The 18,930-nt window shown below is 40.6% G+C and carries 13 protein-coding genes and 3 tRNA genes; 6 read left to right on the forward strand and 10 right to left on the reverse strand.

Translation table 11 applies throughout. The features are described 5' to 3' along the window. Window positions 1-53 precede the first annotated feature (53 nt). The 4 genes from H6763_00005 to trxA form a co-directional block, all read right to left on the reverse strand. Window positions 54-130: transfer RNA gene (locus H6763_00005), tRNA-Asp, on the reverse strand. Between the two features lie 413 nt (window positions 131-543). Beyond that, a complete protein-coding gene (locus H6763_00010) occupies window positions 544-3,252 on the reverse strand; it encodes an efflux RND transporter permease subunit (protein ID MCB9803201.1) in 2,709 nt (902 codons plus the stop codon). Window positions 3,253-3,494: 242 nt separating this feature from the next. Beyond that, the gene (locus tag H6763_00015) at window positions 3,495-4,373 is read right to left on the reverse strand and encodes a hypothetical protein (GenBank protein MCB9803202.1); all 879 of its coding nucleotides are present in this window, start codon (window positions 4,371-4,373) and stop codon (window positions 3,495-3,497) included. 116 nt (window positions 4,374-4,489) lie between these two features. Further along, complete coding sequence (gene trxA / locus H6763_00020) at window positions 4,490-4,810, reverse strand: thioredoxin (protein MCB9803203.1); 321 nt, start codon at window positions 4,808-4,810, stop codon at window positions 4,490-4,492. 451 nt (window positions 4,811-5,261) lie between these two features. Here trxA and H6763_00025 point away from each other — a divergent pair, with 451 nt between their 5' ends. The 3 genes from H6763_00025 to H6763_00035 all read left to right on the forward strand — a co-directional run bounded on the left by H6763_00025 (window position 5,262) and on the right by H6763_00035 (window position 9,378). Further along, window positions 5,262-6,368, forward strand: a complete 1,107-nt coding sequence (locus H6763_00025; protein ID MCB9803204.1) for a threonylcarbamoyl-AMP synthase — start codon at window positions 5,262-5,264, stop codon at window positions 6,366-6,368. Then, on the forward strand, window positions 6,355-7,440 hold the full coding sequence (gene tsaD / locus H6763_00030; protein ID MCB9803205.1) for a tRNA (adenosine(37)-N6)-threonylcarbamoyltransferase complex transferase subunit TsaD: 1,086 nt from the start codon (window positions 6,355-6,357) through the stop codon (window positions 7,438-7,440). The genes H6763_00025 and tsaD overlap by 14 nt, the downstream gene beginning before the upstream one ends. Before the next feature lie 273 nt (window positions 7,441-7,713). Then, window positions 7,714-9,378, forward strand: a complete 1,665-nt coding sequence (locus H6763_00035) for a CTP synthase (GenBank protein MCB9803206.1) — start codon at window positions 7,714-7,716, stop codon at window positions 9,376-9,378. 70 nt (window positions 9,379-9,448) lie between these two features. On the opposite strand, the gene eno is transcribed toward H6763_00035, so the two are convergent. Further along, on the reverse strand, window positions 9,449-10,735 hold the full coding sequence (gene eno / locus H6763_00040) for a phosphopyruvate hydratase (protein MCB9803207.1): 1,287 nt from the start codon (window positions 10,733-10,735) through the stop codon (window positions 9,449-9,451). Further along, window positions 10,735-11,601, reverse strand: coding sequence for a prohibitin family protein (locus H6763_00045; GenBank protein ID MCB9803208.1), 867 nt, complete (start codon window positions 11,599-11,601; stop codon window positions 10,735-10,737). Before H6763_00045 ends, eno begins: the two co-directional genes overlap by 1 nt. A 135-nt stretch (window positions 11,602-11,736) precedes the next feature. Between H6763_00045 and H6763_00050 the strand changes: the two genes are divergently transcribed. Both H6763_00050 and H6763_00055 read left to right on the forward strand, forming a co-directional pair. Then, window positions 11,737-11,825 (forward strand) — tRNA-Leu (locus H6763_00050). 21 nt (window positions 11,826-11,846) lie between these two features. Next, window positions 11,847-12,998, forward strand: coding sequence for a sensor histidine kinase (locus tag H6763_00055; protein ID MCB9803209.1), 1,152 nt, complete (start codon window positions 11,847-11,849; stop codon window positions 12,996-12,998). A 150-nt stretch (window positions 12,999-13,148) separates the two neighbouring features. Here H6763_00055 and H6763_00060 read toward each other — a convergent pair whose 3' ends face one another. After that, entirely contained in the window at window positions 13,149-13,679 is a 531-nt protein-coding gene (locus H6763_00060; protein MCB9803210.1) for a GNAT family N-acetyltransferase, read from the reverse strand. Window positions 13,680-13,901: 222 nt separating this feature from the next. Between H6763_00060 and H6763_00065 the strand changes: the two genes are divergently transcribed. Then, window positions 13,902-13,978, forward strand: a tRNA-Val gene (locus tag H6763_00065). Window positions 13,979-14,069: 91 nt separating this feature from the next. Here H6763_00065 and H6763_00070 read toward each other — a convergent pair. From H6763_00070 to H6763_00080, 3 genes are all read right to left on the reverse strand, one after another. Beyond that, window positions 14,070-15,053 carry a Gfo/Idh/MocA family oxidoreductase gene (locus H6763_00070; protein ID MCB9803211.1) on the reverse strand — a complete coding sequence of 328 codons (984 nt, stop codon included), beginning with the start codon at window positions 15,051-15,053 and terminating at the stop codon, window positions 14,070-14,072. Between the two features lie 156 nt (window positions 15,054-15,209). Further along, complete coding sequence (locus H6763_00075; GenBank protein ID MCB9803212.1) at window positions 15,210-16,304, reverse strand: YibE/F family protein; 1,095 nt, start codon at window positions 16,302-16,304, stop codon at window positions 15,210-15,212. A 225-nt stretch (window positions 16,305-16,529) separates the two neighbouring features. Further along, window positions 16,530-18,809: a hypothetical protein gene (locus H6763_00080; GenBank protein MCB9803213.1), complete on the reverse strand. Its 2,280-nt coding sequence runs from the start codon at window positions 18,807-18,809 to the stop codon at window positions 16,530-16,532. Between the last annotated feature and the right edge of the window lie 121 nt (window positions 18,810-18,930).

Genomic DNA, 18,930 nt, shown 5'->3' on the forward strand with positions numbered 1-18,930 from the left:
ATCCCGTAATTGTCGATTTGACAAAGATTCGTGAAGTCCGATTAAGCGATAACTGGCGGGGTGGACGGGATTCGAACCCGCGACCTACGCAGTGACAGTGCGTTATTCTAACCAGCTGAACTACCACCCCAGCTTGTTTGTAAGTCGTCCCAGAAGTATATCAAAATGCTAGGTTGTTTAGCAATAGAAACGCAAAAAGTAGCAAATGGTCATCATCCCATGTTCTTCGAGGTTTATTCAGGGATCATTCGGTTGTTGTCTGGTGTACTCATTGGATTTCAAGTTCAACCCCGCAATCGCTACCTCAACCCCGAATCGCTACCTCAACCCCGCAATCGCTACCTCAACCCCGAATCGCTACCTCAACCCCGCAATCACTACCTCAACCCCGCAATCGCTACCCTCAACCCCGCAATCGCTACCTCAACCTAGTAATCACCAACTCAACCCCGTATTCGCTAGTTCAATCCAGTAGTAGATAGGTATAGGATCCAAATCTAACCTGAACATCCCACGACTCGTATACCAAGCTCTATACCCCAATTACACAAATATTATTACTAACAAAACTAGCAACCCTAAGCCATAGAACAACATCTTTTTCCTCCCTCTCAGCCACTCATTCGCTACAAACACTAGTGGGAAAGCAAATATTACCAATAGTGTACTAGTCAACAAACCAAAGATGATAGTGAAAGAGATCGGCTCCCAGAAAGGATCGTTCAAGGCAAGCGGTAATAGACCTGCAAATGTTGTTATGGTAGTCGTCACAAGAGGTCTGAATCTTCTTTTGATAGACTCGCTCATTGCTTCCTTGGGTGTATGACCCTCACCGATGAATCTGTTAGCGAAATCTACTAGCATGATGGTATTGTTAACCACTATACCGATCAACCCGATCATTCCGATCGCTGCGAGGAAGCTCATGTAGTTCCCCGTGGTCCAAAGGCCGATGAAAACGCCTGGTAGGGCAAGTATCACGGCTACAGCAATGATCAAGAACGGTTGTGAGAATGAGTCGAATCTGGCTACAAGGAGAATATACATTGCTGCGATCGCTATTATTCCGATCAATCCGAGAGACTGGAATGACTCCAGATTGTCCGATTGTTGACCTAGGTCGAAACCTAAGGCATCTTCATCCAAACCGTATTGATCAAGTTTCCCTTTGTCGAATTCGTTCTTCACCTCTTCCTGGAGATTTAAGATAAGGGTTGTGTTCTCGGGGTCTGTCAATTTTGCTTGGATCTCTGCAAATCTTCTCCCATCCTGTTTGCGAAGCCTTTCGAGACCGGATACTACTACATCTGTAACTTTCTCCCCATCAATATCTAGATCACCCAATAAAATAGTAATATCATCAGTTATCTGCTGTAGTGTCTCGGTGTCTTCCGCATAAACTTGCATTAAAAAAGGATAATCGCTTGGTGGGGGACCTGCACCGATAACCCTGAAAGTGACATCCAATAGCTCACGACCTTCAGAAGCTTCATTTGCTTTCGTTGCTAGTTCAACAGCTGTTATCTCGCGATCTCTCATAGGGGTCAACTCGATGTTGCCAGATACTCCTCGGTTATTTGCACTGAATAGATCGATTCGCTCGATCTCTGCAGTGACATCTTCGGGAAGCTCTTCAATCAAATTGTCGTATCTCGTTCCAGCTTCATCCACAGTGGTGCCTTCAGGGAACAAGATGGTAAATGAAAGTTGCTCGGCATCATCCACCTCAGGGAAAGGATTGAATCTTTCACTAAATAACTTCTGTCCATACTGCATTCCGATACCTAATAGCCCGACAGTTAGCACTAGTACGATGATACTCAGTAGCTTGCTGTCCAAAGTCTTTTTGGTTAGATTACCCACTTTCTCACCTAATCTGTACATAGCATCTGATGGTATGGATAATATGCTCTCTATCTTGGAGATTATGTTCTTCTTTTCCTTTTTTTTCCTAGTAGGGATCAGATAGTATGTAGCTAGGGGAGTGAGTGTCAGTGCGAATAGTAATGACAACAAGAGTGAAATTATAATAGTTCTAGGTAATTCTATAATGAATTCACCTAAGACCCCTGATATAAAGAGCATAGGTGCAAATACAAGAACTGTCGTTAATGTACCCATAACATCGGCTATTCCGATATCTTCGATTGCCTGAGTAACTGACTTGATCCCTTTTATCCCTTCCTTTTTATTGCGATCGATCGCTTCGATCACTACGATCGCATCATCCACGAAAAGACCTAATGCCAACACCAAAGCAAATAGTGAGATCACATTTAGCGTGGCTCCAAGAAATTCCATCACTACGAAAGTACCTGTGAGAACAGTTGGAATGAATAACAGTCCAACAATAGACGCACGGAGGCTTACTAATAGCACTAGAACAACCACAACCGCAACCATCCCCGAGAGGAAATTTGATTCTAAGACCGAGATCTGGTCTTTAACTGTTGCTGCAAGGTCGCCCGAATAAACAATGTTGTATCCATCAAGCACTCCATCATCTTTCAGCTTATCTATGACCGACGTGACAAGTTCAGAAGTTTCAGTTGTACTTAGATCGACCGTCTCAATACCTAGTAGAACAGCCTGTTCTGTCCTAATTCCGTCGTCAGCTGGATATCCGATACTATAAAAATTCTCTTTAGAGATAAATTTTGTACCAGTCTGAGGATCTGTTCTCTCGACCTGATTAGAGTATAGCGTAACACCTGAGATCTGTTCCTCGTCTATCAGTGTCTGCTTAAGCATTTCCGCTGTGGATAATAACTCATCCTCGTTATTCGGATCTGATGTTAGCGCTATCAATATATCGCTCACATTATCAACGGAATCAACATTTATAGGCGTTACGATAGCTTGGGCATTGCTAGGGAGTTGGAGGTCTAGTATCTCAGCATCTAACTTATCAGCACCGTCCTCCGAAGTTATATCCTGTTCAAATCGTATGAACAGATTACCAATGTTGCCGTCTGTGCTTGATGAGAACCCATCCACATATGGTAGATCTTCGAGTCGATCTTCGATTGGAGTCAATATCTCGTCATTGAACTTTTCAGCATCATCGACAAAGTAGGCAATATTTACTGAGGCGATAGGAAAACTGATAGAAGGGAAACCCTCTCTTGGTAGTAGGGTAGTGTAGGCGTAACTACCGATACTTAATATCAGAATGAAAATTAGTACAGCTATTCTGTAATGAGTGACGAAGTATTCTGATATTCGAGTTATTAGACTTTTTTGTTCGATCATAGCTATGTGTTCTCAATTGAAATTACTGTCGAAGGAGTATATCAGAATTTGATGTAAATTTGATGTAAATCAGGTTACATCTTTCTTCTGCAAAGGTAGTCCCTACGAGCAGTTTCTATTGGGTCAATGATCCGTCATGCTTCGAGTAGAGAGATCTTTAATTTCCGGGGGTATCTGTGATTTATCAAACTGCCGAATATCGGAATCTTGTACAGAGCATATAATACAGGGATTCCATACTCTTACCCTTCTCCAGATTCCTTCCTTCTAGTACCAAAATTCTCGAACATTAAATATAGAATGATTGGTAGGTACCACGGGTGACCTGTTTGTGCAGTTGCAACTAAAGTTGCAGGAAGTATATGTAAGGCATGTCTTGCAAAGGTGATCCAGTGAGCTAATTGCTCACTTCTTTTTTGTGCAGTATGCCAATTATTGAGATACGTTTCAAACATCTCGTAAATAATCGCGCGCGCTACGATCTCCTTAAATAGTGCACTTGTGTCAGGATTCTCGGCTCCAATATCGTGGAGTTGATGGAGTATGTGTTCTAAAGTCCTGTATCCATAACTCATGTGATGTAGAACATCTAGTTCATCTAATGCTTCACTGGTCGCATAAAATTCTTGAGTCAAAAACTCTATAACTAGTTCCTCCCATTGTATTTGATTATCTTTTTCATCCGGTGATGACTCCAATGACCTGAACTCTCTATCCAGAACAGCACCGAAGTTTTGTAATAACCTATTTATTGTATAAGGGGGAACTTTATACTCTTGACCATGTCTTGTGCTTCTTAACCATAAAGAAACAGAAAAGTCAGGAAGCAATCGGTCTCGCTGGTAATTCATCAACTCCCTTGGAGGAAGACCAACAGTTATTGTATCTGGATCTTTATCTCGAAATCTCTCTTGCAAAAATTGCAGAAAGCCAATATATGGTTCTAAAACGTCTTCGTGGAATTGACTTGGAGTTCCATCAGATCCATCTGTTGCAGAAGCAAGTTGTACACGAACACAGCGATGAAGATCACCCACAGTCATTGGAATTCCTTTCATCTGCACTTCTGACCTATCGGCTGCCGTTTGTTCTGCAGAAGAACTAGGTGTTTCTGCTCCCATATCCCATATTCTAGGCTAGTATTGATATAGTAGCTCTGTCTCTTTGCTTCTAGATTGAATATGCTTAAGGGCAACTAATCAATCAGAAGGGATTATTCTGAAAAGCACTTCAATTTCTACTCACCAGCCTTCTCGATCGCATCAACATAAACTTGTTTTGGCTGTACACCAATAAATGTTTGTACAGGTTCGCCATCCTTGAAAAGAATCACTGTTGGGATACTCATAACTTGATATTTGAATGAAGTTTGTTGATTCTCATCAACATTCAACTTACCAACTTTGACCTTTGTGCCCATCTCCTCTGAGATCTCTTCAATGGTTGGACCTAACATGATACAAGGACCACACCATGCAGCCCAAAAGTCTACGAGAACAAGGCCTTCTGCTTTTAAAACATCGTCCTCAAACGTAGCATCTGTGAATGTTACTGCCATGTTTATGATTATAAATAATTAATATATCTGAACAAGTGCTCAGGTATCTGATTATACACATTGAGGATAACTAATCAATATCAATTAGATACATCCTGATGCCCAACAGTAAAGTGAGATTGGTCACATATCAATTCGGTAATGGTTGGTGATGATAGTTATGACTATAAAAAACACGAAACCACCCGTGAGGGTGGTCTGAAGTGCGACCGAAAGCACCGAAGTGCAGTCGGTGGTAGAAACCGAACTACCAGTGGCGCAAACCCGAAGGTGAGCGACACTCACACACGAGGTTCGTGAGGACCTACTTACACTCTATCCTCTGGGTAGAAGCTTGTCAAGCAAATTTCCCAAATAATTACTATATTCACATTCTTGGGGTGAGATCGTTAAGATCCAAATATCTCGAATGGTCAATTGGACTAGTTATGTAATATAATGCCGTGCATGTATGAACATCCTCAAATTTAGCGAAAAAGATCGAAATACGATCATTGCTGAAGCTGTAAAGACCCTGAATTCAGGTGGTATTGTCGTGTACCCTACAGAAACGTGTTACGGGATCGGTGTAGATGCAACTGATCAGAAGGCTGTTGATCGATTGATGGAGTATAAGTCTCGTAGAGAAGGTAAGCCTCTTTCTGTGGCTGTCTGCGATGCAAACATGGCTAGTGAGTATGTGGAGATCAACGACATAGCTCAAAATCTTTATGAAAACTATCTACCTGGCCCTATTACAGTTGTTTCAAAGGGTAAAGGCAAAGTCGCAAATGGTGTAGAATCCGAATACGGAACCTTGGGTATCCGAATCCCTGATCATGAACTTATTCTCGACATTGTAAGGAAATTGGGTCGTCCAGTAACCTCTACCAGCGCAAATATGTCCTATAAACCTCGACCTTACTCAGTTTCGGCACTGTTGAATGATCTACCCGAAAAATATAAAGGGCATCTGGATCTTATCATTGATGCAGGTGTTCTCCCTAAGAATGATCCATCTACTGTTGTTGATACTACCCTAAATAATATGAATGTTATGAGACAGGGTAGTTTGAGATTTGATCAAGATATCAATGATGATAAGTTGGTGCTTCGTGCTCATACAAAGAATGCAGGTGAGACGATCGATTTTGGATCTTTGGTGATGCTAAGATATCTTGATATCCCATTGAAACAGCCTCTGATCCTTGCGTTAAGGGGTGATCTAGGCGCAGGAAAGACGCAGTTTACAAAGGGGATCGCACGATATCTAAAGATCAATGAAACCATATCTTCTCCAACTTTCACTATAATCGATGAGTATGATTATAACTTTGGACATCATAAAGGTAAATTAATACATATGGATACTTGGAGGGTTGATGGTGAGAGTGAATTGATCCGAACAGGGATAACACGTTATCTTGAAAAGGGTAATGTCATCGCAGTGGAGTGGGCTGATAAATTCTATCAACAGCTTCTTGCTATGGTTGAAGAGTATCATATGAAGATACTGAAGGTTGATTTTGAATATTTAGAATTAAATGAAAGAGATATAAAAGTATATGACAACGACTAAAGCCCGATCCCAAAATATCATTTTAGCTATTGATACCAGTTGTGATGATACCTCTGTTGCAGTGCTAGATGGACGAAAAGTCTTGTCTAGTATAGTTTCCTCCCAGGTTGAATTACACAAGAAGTGGGGTGGAGTGGTTCCTGATATCGCAAGACGTGCTCATCAAGAGAATATCGGTATTGCATACAACGAAGCTTTGACACGAGCAAATGTTGTTGAAAGTGAGATAGACCTTATCGCAGTCACACAGGGGCCAGGACTTGCCATAGACCTAGAGGTTGGTATTGAGTTCGCAAAGAACTTAGCGCTTGATCGTGATCTTCCTCTTGTTCCCGTTAATCATATGGAAGGACACTTTTTATCTAGTTTACTTCTAAATAGCCTGGGTGCAGGTCAAGTAGAAGACTCTATAGAGACAGTTTTTCCTGCTCTTGGTGTACTAGCATCGGGTAAACACACAGAGTTGGTGTACTCGTTCATGCCGGGTGAGTATCTAAAACTTGGTTGGACATTGGATGATGCTGCAGGAGAGGCCTTTGATAAGGTCGGCAGAATGTTGGGTTTTGGATATCCTGGGGGACCCATTGTCTCAGAATTCGCCGAAAAAGCAACAAAAGAGCAAGCAGAGTCTTTTGACCTACCCGTTCCGATGGAAAGATCTAGGGATCTTAATTTCAGTTATTCGGGCCTTAAAACCGCATGTTTGTATAAGATCAGATCTCTGCGAGAATCAGGGAGAAAGGATAAAGAGTGGGTCAATGCTTTCTGTTCTGAATTTGTTTACAAGGTTGTAGAATCCATAAGTATAAAAGTTGAGTCCGCTCTAGAACAAAACCGAGACATTGAAAGCATATTGGTTGGAGGAGGTGTCTTTAACAATGTTCGCATGATCAGAGGGATGAGAAAAGTTGCGAAAAACTTCTCTGTAGGTTTTTACTACCCACCTCGAAGATATCGTGGGGATAATGCTGCTATGATCGGGATAGCGGGATTAGTTCAGTATCAGAAGGGTGAATTTCTTTCTGGACAAGATATCAATAGCCTAGAGCGAGATCCAAAACTCTCTTTGTAAAGCCAAAAACACATATCTACAAAGGTTTTAGGAAAGATGTAAAGTGGATTATCCATGTTTTGAGGTGGATTTATATCATCAGATATTTTCAGGATCGTGTCAACGGATGCCACAGATGTCTTGGTATAATACGATTATTTTGAGTATATATTACCCTATTTTCTATATAACGGGATATATGTTGTCCTGACGGCACTTATGAGGGCATATTGGAATAAATAAATAGTTTGATTAGAATGTTCTTTAGTTTTTTTAATCTATATCTTTGAATTCATGAACAGGAAATATGTATTTATCTCTGGTGGGGTGATATCAGGGGTCGGTAAAGGTATCGCTTCTGCATCAGTAGGTTTCTTACTCAGATCTTATGGAGTTAAAGTGACCATGGTCAAAGCTGATCCGTATCTCAATATTGATGCAGGAACAATGAATCCCCTTGAGCACGGAGAAACTTTTGTCTTGGAAGATGGATTTGAGACGGATATGGATATGGGGCATTATGAAAGATTTATTGGACAGATCTTTTCACGCCCAAACTCTGTAACAGCGGGTGCTATCTTCAAACGTGTCTTAGATAAGGAACGATCGTTGAAGTATGATGGACGATGGGTGAGTATGGACAGTCATGTACCTCACGAGATAATCAACTGGATAGAAGAGGTAGGCGAAAAGGATGACGCAGAGGTTGTTGTGATCGAGATCGGTGGAACCGTTGGGGAAATGGGACAGTCGATCTTCTTGGAAGCCAACAGGATCATGAAGGCGATGAATCATCATGACGTAGTGCATATGCACGTTTCATATCTGCCTATCCCTGGTACACTTGGTGAGATGAAAAGTAAGCCGGTACAGATATCGGTTAAACTACTTAATGAAGCAGGTATCAATCCTGATTTCATCATCGCACGAGCCAGAGTACCGATCGATGATATCCGTCGTGAGAAGTTAAGCCGATACTGTGTTGTTCCTAAAGAGCAGGTAATTTCAGCTCCAGACATTGATAATATCTATGAAGTTCCATTGAATTTTGAGAAAGATAATATCACCAAGTCACTCTTACATTTACTCCAGATAGAGGGAAAGAGACGGGGTCGTATGTATACAAAGTGGGCAGATAAGTATCAAAAGATCACATCCGCTAAAAACACCATCAAAATAGGGGTGGTTGGGAAGTATTTTAAGAGTGGGGATTTTGACCTACAGGACTCATACGTTTCTGTGCTTGAGGCATTAAAGCATGCTTCATGGGAATTTGGTGTAGAAGCGCAGGTGGAATGGTTCGTAGCTGATGAGTTTAATGGAAAAGGTTCTATGTCAAAGAGAATGAAAGAACTTGATGGGATGATCGTTCCTCAAGGTTGGGGGAGTAGAGGAGCAGAAGGGAAATTAAAAGCAGTACAACTAGCAAGAGAGCAAAAGATCCCGTATTTGGGCCTATGTTATGGTATGCAGATGGCTGTTATCGAATACTCTCGTAATTTACTCGGATTGAAAAAAGCAAATTCAGAAGAGGTCGACCCAGATTCTCCAGATCAAGTTATCCATCTGATGGAGGCTCAGAAAAAGCTAATAAAGAAACAACAGTACGGTGGCACGATCAGACTTGGTGCATACCCATGTAAGGTTGTGAAAGGAACCCTTCTACACTCTCTTTACAAGGAGTACAAAAATGACCTGTATCAAAACCTCCCTGTGGTTCAGGAACGACACAGACACAGATATGAGTTCAATAACGATTATCGCAAGAGTTTGACAGATGCCGGATTAGTGATCTCTGGTACCAGTCCGGATGATATGCTCGTAGAAGCTATCGAACTACCAAAAGAGGTACATCCGTTCTTTGTTGGCACACAGTATCATCCCGAACTGAAATCTCAACTGATACAACCACACCCAATATTTATGGGATTTGTGAAGGCTTGTTTGGCAAAAAAGTAGCGTTGAGACTCTGTGAAGATATTATCAGGTGATATGTGATATGTTTGATGAGATCGTGAGGATCTCCCGATTAGATCTTGACCTGTTGTAGTTCTTCTTCGATCTCCATCATACGATTGTATTTTGCCAGCCTTTCACCTCGATCTGGTCCGCCAAATTTTGTTTGATCGGCGGATGTCCCAACAACCAGATCTGCTATCATATCATCGTTTGTTTCTCCACCACGATGTGAGATCACTGCAGAATATCCAACTTCTGTAGAAAGTTTTATCGCATCGAGAGTCTCTGTGACTGTCCCGATCTGATTAAGTTTGATCAGTACTGAATTAACAGCATCAAGCTCGATTGCTTTCCGTATTCTCTTAACATTTGTAGTAAGTAGATCATCCCCAACTATCTGTAGCTCACTTCCGAATTCGTCAGTGAATCTGACCCACATATCCCAGTCCTCCTCATGGAAACCATCTTCTATACTGCTGATAGGATACTTCCCGATCCATTCCCTTTGCAGGTCGATCCATTGAGGACCTGTCAATTCCTTATCTTCTCTTCTGAGGTCATACAAACCAGTTTCCTTATTAAAAAATTCTGATGCTGCTATATCCATTGCAAGAGTGATGTCAGTTCCGGGCTTGTAACCAGCTAATGTAACGCCTTGAAGGATCAGATCAAAGGCCTCATGGTTAGATCTTATCTGGATAGGGGCAAATGCACCCTCAAATCCAACTGTCCCTGCATAACCTTTCTGTATCAGTAGGTCATGTGTTGCCTTGAATATTTCTGCTCCAACACGCACGCATTCACTGTACGATGTGAACTTCTTCTGATCAGGTATTATCATGTACTCCTGAATATCCGTAGCCCAATTTCCATGTTTTCCTCCCTCCATTATAAGTATCATGGGAGTAGGCATCTTGTACTTTCTTGTAGAGAACTCTTCACCCCAAAATATTCGTGCAAAATATTCGTAAAGAGGCATATTCATAGTCATCGCACTAGCCCTGCAGAAAGCCATCGACACAGCAAGGATCGAATTTCCCCCCAAGGAACCTTTCTGTTCGGTCCCATCTAACTGTATGAGATATTCATCTAGTTCTTTCTGGGTGTTGAACTCCTTATTTATTAGAGCGGGTGCAATATTCTCCACAACAGACCTAACCGCGGAAAGAGTCCCTTTACCGAAATATCTTGAAGGATCACCATCCCGAAGTTCTAATACTTCGGTAGTACCTGTAGATGCTCCAGAGGGTACAGCTCCTTTAGCTTGATACCTCGCATCTAATTCGATCGTAGCTTCGATCGTGGGGATCCCTCGTGAGTCAAGGATCTCTCTAGCGGACAGTCCTGTGATTTTCATTATTTTGTACTATTTAGATCTAAGATCAATCCAGTATCGCTTCCAGCTGATACCTCGGGTAGTACACCGTTCCATTTCTCGATGTACAACTTCTTGATCAGATTATCTGTTAAAGTAGTTTCTTGCAACCTCTGTGCCTCAGATTCACCCTCTGCTTTAGTTATCAACGCCTCCTTTTTAAATTCTTCTTGTTGAGCCTTGAACTCTTCAGTCTTGACCTTTTCTGCCTCGATCTGCTTCTGTTCAATAGCTCCTATGTAATCATCAGTGAATTGGATGGCACGAATACCAAACTCGTCTAATATCAAGCCATTTTTTTCGAAGATTGGCTTGAGACGTTTAGCGATCTCCTCAGCAACTATATCGATATTGCCAGTATATAGCTCATTGGCTGAATAGCTTCTAGGTATCTGTCTAACCCAAATTCTAGAATCAGTTTTAACGATCTTTTCTACCACCTCCGCTTCAGTTCCAAGGGAAGTTGCAACATCTTTGATCTTATCCGGATCTATAGCAAATCTGACTGTATATCTGATAGAAACTTGCTGACCATCTTTGGTGTTAGTATCGACCTGTACGTCTTGATAATCAGCATTTGACGCGTTTGAGTAGGGCGTGACAGACAAAGTCTCATAAACAACTTTCTGAGTTCGATATCTTAACACTTGGTCAATAAGGGGGATTTTGAAATGTAGACCGGGTGTGTTTACATCACCTATGATCTCACCAAATCTGGTCAATACAGCGACCGTACCGTACTGTACTGTAAATGCAGAATTTAAAAGCAAGATGATCAGGGCAATAACTGCTACTGCAGAGATGAGCAGGTTTCTTGCAGTTGATGTATTGATTGATATGCTTTTCATAAATATTGAAAAATAACTTATCTGATATGTTGATTATATGATATCTAAGCACCGGTGCATACCAATATGCTTGTCTACTCAAAAAAATGGTTGTATCATCCACAGTGTTAGGGATATAATGACATCGTTATATATGCCGAGGTGGTGGAATTGGCAGACACGCTACCTTGAGGTGGTAGTGGGCTTTACGGCCTGTGCAGGTTCAAGTCCTGTCCTCGGCACCATGTGAATTTACTACTTCTAAAATGGGTGTTACTGGGGATATTCTTTGTCAAGGAGCTGATACTCCACCCCAATCAGTTGGAGAGTTACTATCTGCTAAACACTTACAACGTATACAAAAAGAACTGTCTGGTTATACTCCTCCCGAAATTCAAGATCCGACGGTACTATTACAATCTTCTGCTCAAGCATGCCTTGAGATTGTGACGGACCAAGACGGTTCTAACAACTTTATATTTCTAATTCAAACAGAACAAAAAATATCTGATTTGAGGTCACAGCTGGTCGCTAGACTTATTGATGACCATTTTAGAGGTGTTGCAATTCAGGACGTTTTTCCTGTTTTTTCTGCATCACTAATGGTTATTGTCAGGAGCAATGTTGATGAGCACCTTCAGTTATCTGTATTGAGCGGCTCTTATCAAACAATAATTTCAATTATGCACGAAGCGATAATTTCGGCAATACAAACAATAAATGATAAGACACTTTCTGCACTATTTCATGATCTTCGACACGGATTATCGAATTTATATTTTATACAGACTTTAAGCACACAGGATCCTAGTATTGTGAGTTACCTACCTGGGATAGTAGGTCCTTTAGAACACGGCTTGACTGATAGTTATAGTGTTATGAGAATGTTATTAGGACAGCCTCCACCCCAAAAAGAATACTACGAAGTGATGGATAATGTAGGTGATCAAGCGCAACAATCTCTTCTAGAACGTGTAGTAGGAATGGCTTATATAGGTAATCGAAGAGTAAGTTGTGACAATTGGTTTTCTTTATCGGGAATTAGGGTCGTGGTGCCAGTAGTTAACTATGCAATAGTTGAATTACTTACAAATACTCGTAAGTATAGTCCAGAAGGTAGTACAATTTCAGTGAATTGTATCGATATGCCTCATGGAAAGGTATTGGTTATCTCCAATCCTCTGAACGATATAGCGAGGAGTCACTTTCCAGGTTCAAGTGCAATCTTCGATCTCCCTGTATCTGCTGGTTATGGTAATATGGGTTCGCATAGTTGGCGTTTAGGATTGTATATGGTTGCTAGAGCGTTACGAATGGTAGGTCTCGATATAATGTGTGTAACAGATAATGATGATAACCCTGCAATAGTATCAATGTGCATAATTATCCCTCCTGACACTGATGAGAATAGAGTATAAGTATATACAGATAATTGTAGACTGTTTTGAATATTTTCTACTAAATATAGTTCTTATGGATCGGTGGCTTTTTCACTAGATACAAAGGATCTAAACATGCGTCAGCTACAGCTAGATATCATTTGGAAAGAAACTTCTTCTAACACAGGTTCAGATTTGGGAACCCCTTGTTTGTTGAGGCTTAATATAATGTCGATACTCTTTTCTGGGATAAAGTCGACCCTTTCGTTTGGCCTCCAAAAGGAACTGAGGAGACAGGAATATTGAGAGATATATGATAAGAAAGAACTTCACAATTAAAGGTAATCGTATCAGGGGGTGTTGTACAAAACCATTGTCGGTCAGTACATTCCACAGCGAAGGATTTGAAGTTCCTGCATAAACAGTCTTACTTTCAAGGGCTTTGAAAGAACGGTTTAGCAACTCCTTCCCTATACCCATTTTTCGGTACTTAGCACGAACCAGTAGAGGTCCAAGTTTATAGATATCCCTTTTGATATGGTAATTTGAACACGCCCCACAAAATTCACCGTCACAAGTTGCTACAACCGAATTTGATATACGCCTGAGTAGGAAGCGTGGCATATACACAATTCCTGGGATATGTTTGATCTCCTCGACAAGTATGTCGATCTCTTCTTCCGTTAAAGGTCGATTAGTATATTGGATAGAATTTTCCATGATAGTAGAGTATCAGAAAATTGATCATTTAGAAAAACAAATGTATCAAGAAGATCTGAGGATACATCGAAAAGATTATATTAAGGATGATAGTATGGGTATTGTCGATTTGCAGATTTATTACTCATGGCGGATAAGGGTATAACTAGAGGTATTCACATTCTGACTATAAGTTAGCTGGTTGCATAAGACATTTCAACCATGTAAAATCACTCTCGTACTGGGCGACTAGCTCAACTGGCTAGAGCACCTCGTTTACACCGAGGGGGTTGGGGGTTCAAGTCCCTCGTCGCCCACCAACACCACATTTCCCATAGATATGATGACAGACAAGCCTGTTTATTTCACCGTCAGTACGGTAAAACTACTGACCATAGCTGATTAATGGGATCATGATACCTGCTCTAGGATCCTCTCGATCATATCTATAGTATTTAGATTGTCGACTGCATCGGTGATATTGATATCGATCTTCTGTTGTACTAGATCCATAAATGTTTCGACCTCTGGTATAAAACCTCGTAGATAAAGATCTTGGTTACCACCCGATCCGGTAGTTGATACTGATCCATAGATGGTGTCTATCTCATCTAAGACCTGCCATCTAGGTTTGTCAGATCGAGGAGGATTGATATGATGGATCACTTTGTTCTCATTGTTATTGAATTTCAGATATCCGTTAGTACCTGTCAAAATTATCTGTTCATTCAGTTTCGACCATGAATCTGTTGCTTTGAGATCAATATTGATGCATATGCCATTTACATCGGTCGCAGATATCGTGATCGCAAAATGTCCATCAACAATATTTGCAAAGGCTTTTATGTCTTTGATCTGATCTGTGAAACTACGTATCAAATTTATGTAGTGGATCGGCGCAAAATAGAGATAATCACGAATATTAGTGGTGAAATTTCTACATGAAAAAGTGGCATCAATAGATATGAGTTTTCCGATCTGACCATTCTTATACAACTCAGAAATTTTTTGATAACTTGGCGCATATCGTTTCATGTATCCGACAAACACGAGTTTACTGGAGTTAAGCTCTTCTTGTACGATACTGTTTGCATCTGATAGGGAAGTTCCAGGTGATTTCTCTACAAAAACATTTACACCTGCTCTTAGGCAATCGATAGTGATCTCAGCTTGTTTCGCAGGGTCTAAAGAAATGAAAACAGCATCGAGCTGTTCGCTTTCAAGCATTTTTTTGTGATCTTGGTATGCGATCTGAGCCTCCTGCTCTTTAACGCCTAGATTTGAAGAATTGAAACTAGTGGTGCATACGGCATGAATTTGGTATCCCAAGAACTTTATGGAAGGATATAGATTGGCTCTTGCATGTCGTCCATAACCAATAAATCCGATTTTCATATTGTTACTCTGTTCAAGCTTAATATGATTATTATATCAAAGCAGATCAGATCCCGTATTTACCAAGATTAACAGCGAAGATACAACTAAAATTGGTTTGTTAGCATCTTAGATACTAAACTTCTTATATGAGAGACCTTCAAGATATAAACCTGTTTAGCGTTTTGCAAATGATCTCGTGGCAATGAGTGTTGTAATAGGTATCGCCAGAAGCAATCCTATACTGCCGACTAAGGTTCTTACTATCTCAACAGCAACGATCTCAAGATTTACAACCTCGCTAAATGTTGTGTTTGAGAGCGAGAAGATCAGCAGTATCGGGATCGAGGCACCACTATACGTCAGTATCAAGGTATTTGTGATCGATGATATATGGTCTCTCCCTACGGTCATAGCTCTTCTGAACAACTCTGATGGTGAGATCTCCCTATTTGTATCTTTCAGTTGTTCAACTATCGAAACTTGAGATATGGTAACGTCATCAAGTATGCCGATCAATGAGATGATTATACCTCCGATGATCAGGTTTGCGATATTAATGTTCTGCTCACTTTGTGTTTGGAGGAAGAATGACTCTTCGAGTCCTTGCCCGGTCAGATAACTACTTTTCACGGACAATGAGCCGATTATTCCGGTGATAAGTAAAGAAATGACAGTTCCGATAACAGCAAGTGTAGATTTTCTCGAGAATCCGTGTGAAATATAGAAGGTTGTTGGTATCAGGAATATCCCAACAAGTATAGAAATTAGGATCGGGTCATAACCCTTTAGGATCCCCGGTATTATCAACCCAAATACAGCAAATATCGATATTATCAATCCTAGAAATGACTGTAGGCCACTTGTTTTACTTATCAGGAGAGTCAAAACAACAAATCCTAGTAACAATATCAGTAACGGTCTGGACCGATCGAAATCATGTATAGAGTACATCAGATCTGACCCTGTGTCTGAGCTGCTCGATCCTTGTACAAGAACCTTATCACCAACTTTATATCTGACCTGATTATATTGATACTCATCGCCCACTGTGATATCGATCAACTTTTCACCAGTTTCAGTCTTGATCAGTACCTTAAGCTCTTGATAGATATTATCGAGATCAAGTGCCTCATCATAGTATTCTGCTTCTTCAATAACTGCGTTGACTGTTCCTTTATAGTATTCGGAACCTTTATCCTGAGCTAGTGCGGGATCCAAGAGTGGGGAGATGATTAGGAATATTAATACTGTAAGGAAGGTTCTGATCATTTGCTCTTTAATGTTAATTAAATATTTAATAATCCGATGATCACATATACACAAATGTATACAAAAATACATTACTCGTATGTTTATCAGTATAGACTTGCTTTCGACGGTTATTTCAAAAAGTTATTCCAATAAAAATATTCACGCTATCCTTATACTATCAAATGATAACCGTTGTTCCCTTTACGCTATCCTTATACTATCGAATGGTAACCGTTGTTCCCTTCAACCTCTCCAGGCACTCGCTGTATAAGCTGCATCGGCAGAAACTATTCTCAACAGTTCATCATTATTCTTATCTAAGAATTCTCTTAATTCCCATATACTGCCTACTCCAAGATCCGCTAATGTTCTAGCAGCATAATGTTTGAACTGATCAATATCAAATGTCATCGAGTTAGCCTTCTCCCTATAATAAATGTATCCTGATTTCCCTTCGACATTTTTTGTGCGACCACTTGGGAACAGTCGGCTATTTGCATTATCCTTATGATATGACTCGATTATCATTGTTGGTGCACTTGCGCTCCCATGGTACGGTTGGCAGAATTCTCCATTTCTATGTTCAAAATATAGATCTCCCTGTTCGATCACACAACTTGCTAACTGCGCATTTCGAAGTATCCCATCAACACCCATCACAAGTAGCGCACCCACACTAGTACCTATCCCTCCTTCAACCATGATCGTGGTATTGTTAAAATCTCTATTTATCAGCAAATTGTATAACTCCTCTAGTGTAGTTAGCGCCATACCATTTGTTGCAGATGTACACTGACGCCCACCTCCATGTCCAGCGATAAGTCCGTCAACCTGGATATCATTTGCGATCAATTCGTAACACTGCTTCATGTCGGCGATCTGACCAACAAATATCTCTATCTGATCCCCAAAATACTGACGCAAAGCTAGGGCTGTTTCTTTCACTCTCGGATCTGAATTGATCGTATATATCCTAAATAGTTTGGTGCCAGTTTCTTTGAAGAGTCTCTTTGCCTTTCTAAGATCCTCTTTAGGATCGCAACCCAATGCGGCACCGATATTTCCTAGAGCTCGTTTCTCCGCAAGTTCAGGTAATCCAAGTTCTTTTATCGTTCTTATTGATTCTGATATCAGTCGTATCTGATTGTTGAAGTCTATTGCGTTGATATTATTGCGGTGTACAAAGACAGGCATGTGACCTAATGCGGCTGTCACTATCACATCTCTCCAACCTGAGACCCAAGGTAAACAACCTATGGCATATATGCTTCTGGCGTGCTTGCCGATAATTGTGTACAAACCCGAATCTGATGACCTACTGCGACTGGCATAATTAGGCGAGGACAGCTTTTTATAACCGATCTCTTTTAATGATAATGTTTGTGTGACAGTAGAGTAGCCTTCTATCCCTAGAGCATGTTCGAGTGTGATACTTCTTCGATTGTTCCTCTTCGGAAAGTTCTCTCGATCTTGATCCAATCTATCCAATATCTGATGAACATTTGGATTCTGATGTCTCATAAAGAAGTCTGCTCTTTGTACTAGGGCAAGGTGCCGACGTTCAGGGCCCATCTGCCATAGATATGGGTCACCATTCTTTTGCAGTTTTAGGTGTTTTCTATCAACATCGGTGAGCATCAACCCAAGACTGGGTGTGTTTGGATTTAAAAGAAATCTTGTAAAGTATGAATTATCAGTTCTGTGAATATTTGAATATTTTGTTGCTGTCATATCCTTCTTGATCCGGTTGTTGGATTCGAGACATTCTAATTTGTATGCAAATTTGCGAGCCTTGCCATCTGTGATTTGGTCTAGCTGTACTCTTTGTAATTCCTGCTCGTACGGTTCAGGTAGTTGATAGACTGGGTATCCGAATTTGAATGGATCTTTTTGGAAAGCTTTGAGAGCTTTTCGCCTCATAGAAAGTCGATCCTTTTCCTCTGCTGACATTTGAGCAAAAGTTTTCTTCTGAGGATTATCCTCAGAAACTGGAATGAACATATCATCCCAACCGAATCCATAACTACCAAGCAATTCTTCAGATATCTCGCCTACAACTGTGCCTTCCCAATATTTGACATCTACTCCATCAAATATCCCGAGCAGTACTCGTGCTATCGCTGATCTGTCTTTCCCTTTTAACCATTCAGTAGCGATCATTCGTCGTCCGTTTACTGAAGAGCAGAAGTCATTTACATATGTTCCGGGTTTGCCATCTAACCCTTTGATATCTAACGATGTGTCTTCTACAAGAATTGGATTGTAGCCGTTGGCTTCAAATGCAGTTTTTGCCTTTTCTGATATCACTTTGTATGGGTCCGAACTTTGTATTTCTTCAATATTTAGATCTACCCCGATAACCTCGTACTTCTTCAAGATCCTTCGGATCTCCCTGAGTTTGTTCTCATTTGAAGTTGATACTTCGATATAATTTTCGGATTGTTTGGATATTTGCGTATCATTTTTTGTATGTAACACTTTGTTGATAGTGATTGGACGGCTGTAGTAGATCTTTCTTGGCATTTCTGAAAAGATAAAACTTATCGATAGTTAGCTAATTGTAATTGTGCGTTGAGTAGAATTCAATCTAGAATAACTGCTGACTTTGTGGGGAATTGACAATGGTGTCGGGTATATTTCTATA

The sequence above is a fragment of the Candidatus Nomurabacteria bacterium genome, assembly GCA_020632395.1.
In the GTDB taxonomy this organism is placed as follows: domain Bacteria; phylum Patescibacteriota; class Dojkabacteria; order SC72; family JAHDCA01; genus JACKFQ01.

Bases quoted from the DNA above. Each gene is read 5' to 3' on its own strand.
- H6763_00010 (MCB9803201.1), bottom strand. From the start codon at position 3,252: ATGATCGAACAAAAAAGTCTAATAACTCGAATATCAGAATACTTCGTC.
- H6763_00015 (MCB9803202.1), bottom strand. From the start codon at position 4,373: ATGGGAGCAGAAACACCTAGTTCTTCTGCAGAACAAACGGCAGCCGAT.
- trxA (MCB9803203.1), bottom strand. From the start codon at position 4,810: ATGGCAGTAACATTCACAGATGCTACGTTTGAGGACGATGTTTTAAAA.
- H6763_00025 (MCB9803204.1), top strand. From the start codon at position 5,262: ATGAACATCCTCAAATTTAGCGAAAAAGATCGAAATACGATCATTGCT.
- tsaD (MCB9803205.1), top strand. From the start codon at position 6,355: ATGACAACGACTAAAGCCCGATCCCAAAATATCATTTTAGCTATTGAT.
- H6763_00035 (MCB9803206.1), top strand. From the start codon at position 7,714: ATGAACAGGAAATATGTATTTATCTCTGGTGGGGTGATATCAGGGGTC.
- eno (MCB9803207.1), bottom strand. From the start codon at position 10,735: ATGAAAATCACAGGACTGTCCGCTAGAGAGATCCTTGACTCACGAGGG.
- H6763_00045 (MCB9803208.1), bottom strand. From the start codon at position 11,601: ATGAAAAGCATATCAATCAATACATCAACTGCAAGAAACCTGCTCATC.
- H6763_00055 (MCB9803209.1), top strand. From the start codon at position 11,847: ATGGGTGTTACTGGGGATATTCTTTGTCAAGGAGCTGATACTCCACCC.
- H6763_00060 (MCB9803210.1), bottom strand. From the start codon at position 13,679: ATGGAAAATTCTATCCAATATACTAATCGACCTTTAACGGAAGAAGAG.
- H6763_00070 (MCB9803211.1), bottom strand. From the start codon at position 15,053: ATGAAAATCGGATTTATTGGTTATGGACGACATGCAAGAGCCAATCTA.
- H6763_00075 (MCB9803212.1), bottom strand. From the start codon at position 16,304: ATGATCAGAACCTTCCTTACAGTATTAATATTCCTAATCATCTCCCCA.
- H6763_00080 (MCB9803213.1), bottom strand. From the start codon at position 18,809: ATGCCAAGAAAGATCTACTACAGCCGTCCAATCACTATCAACAAAGTG.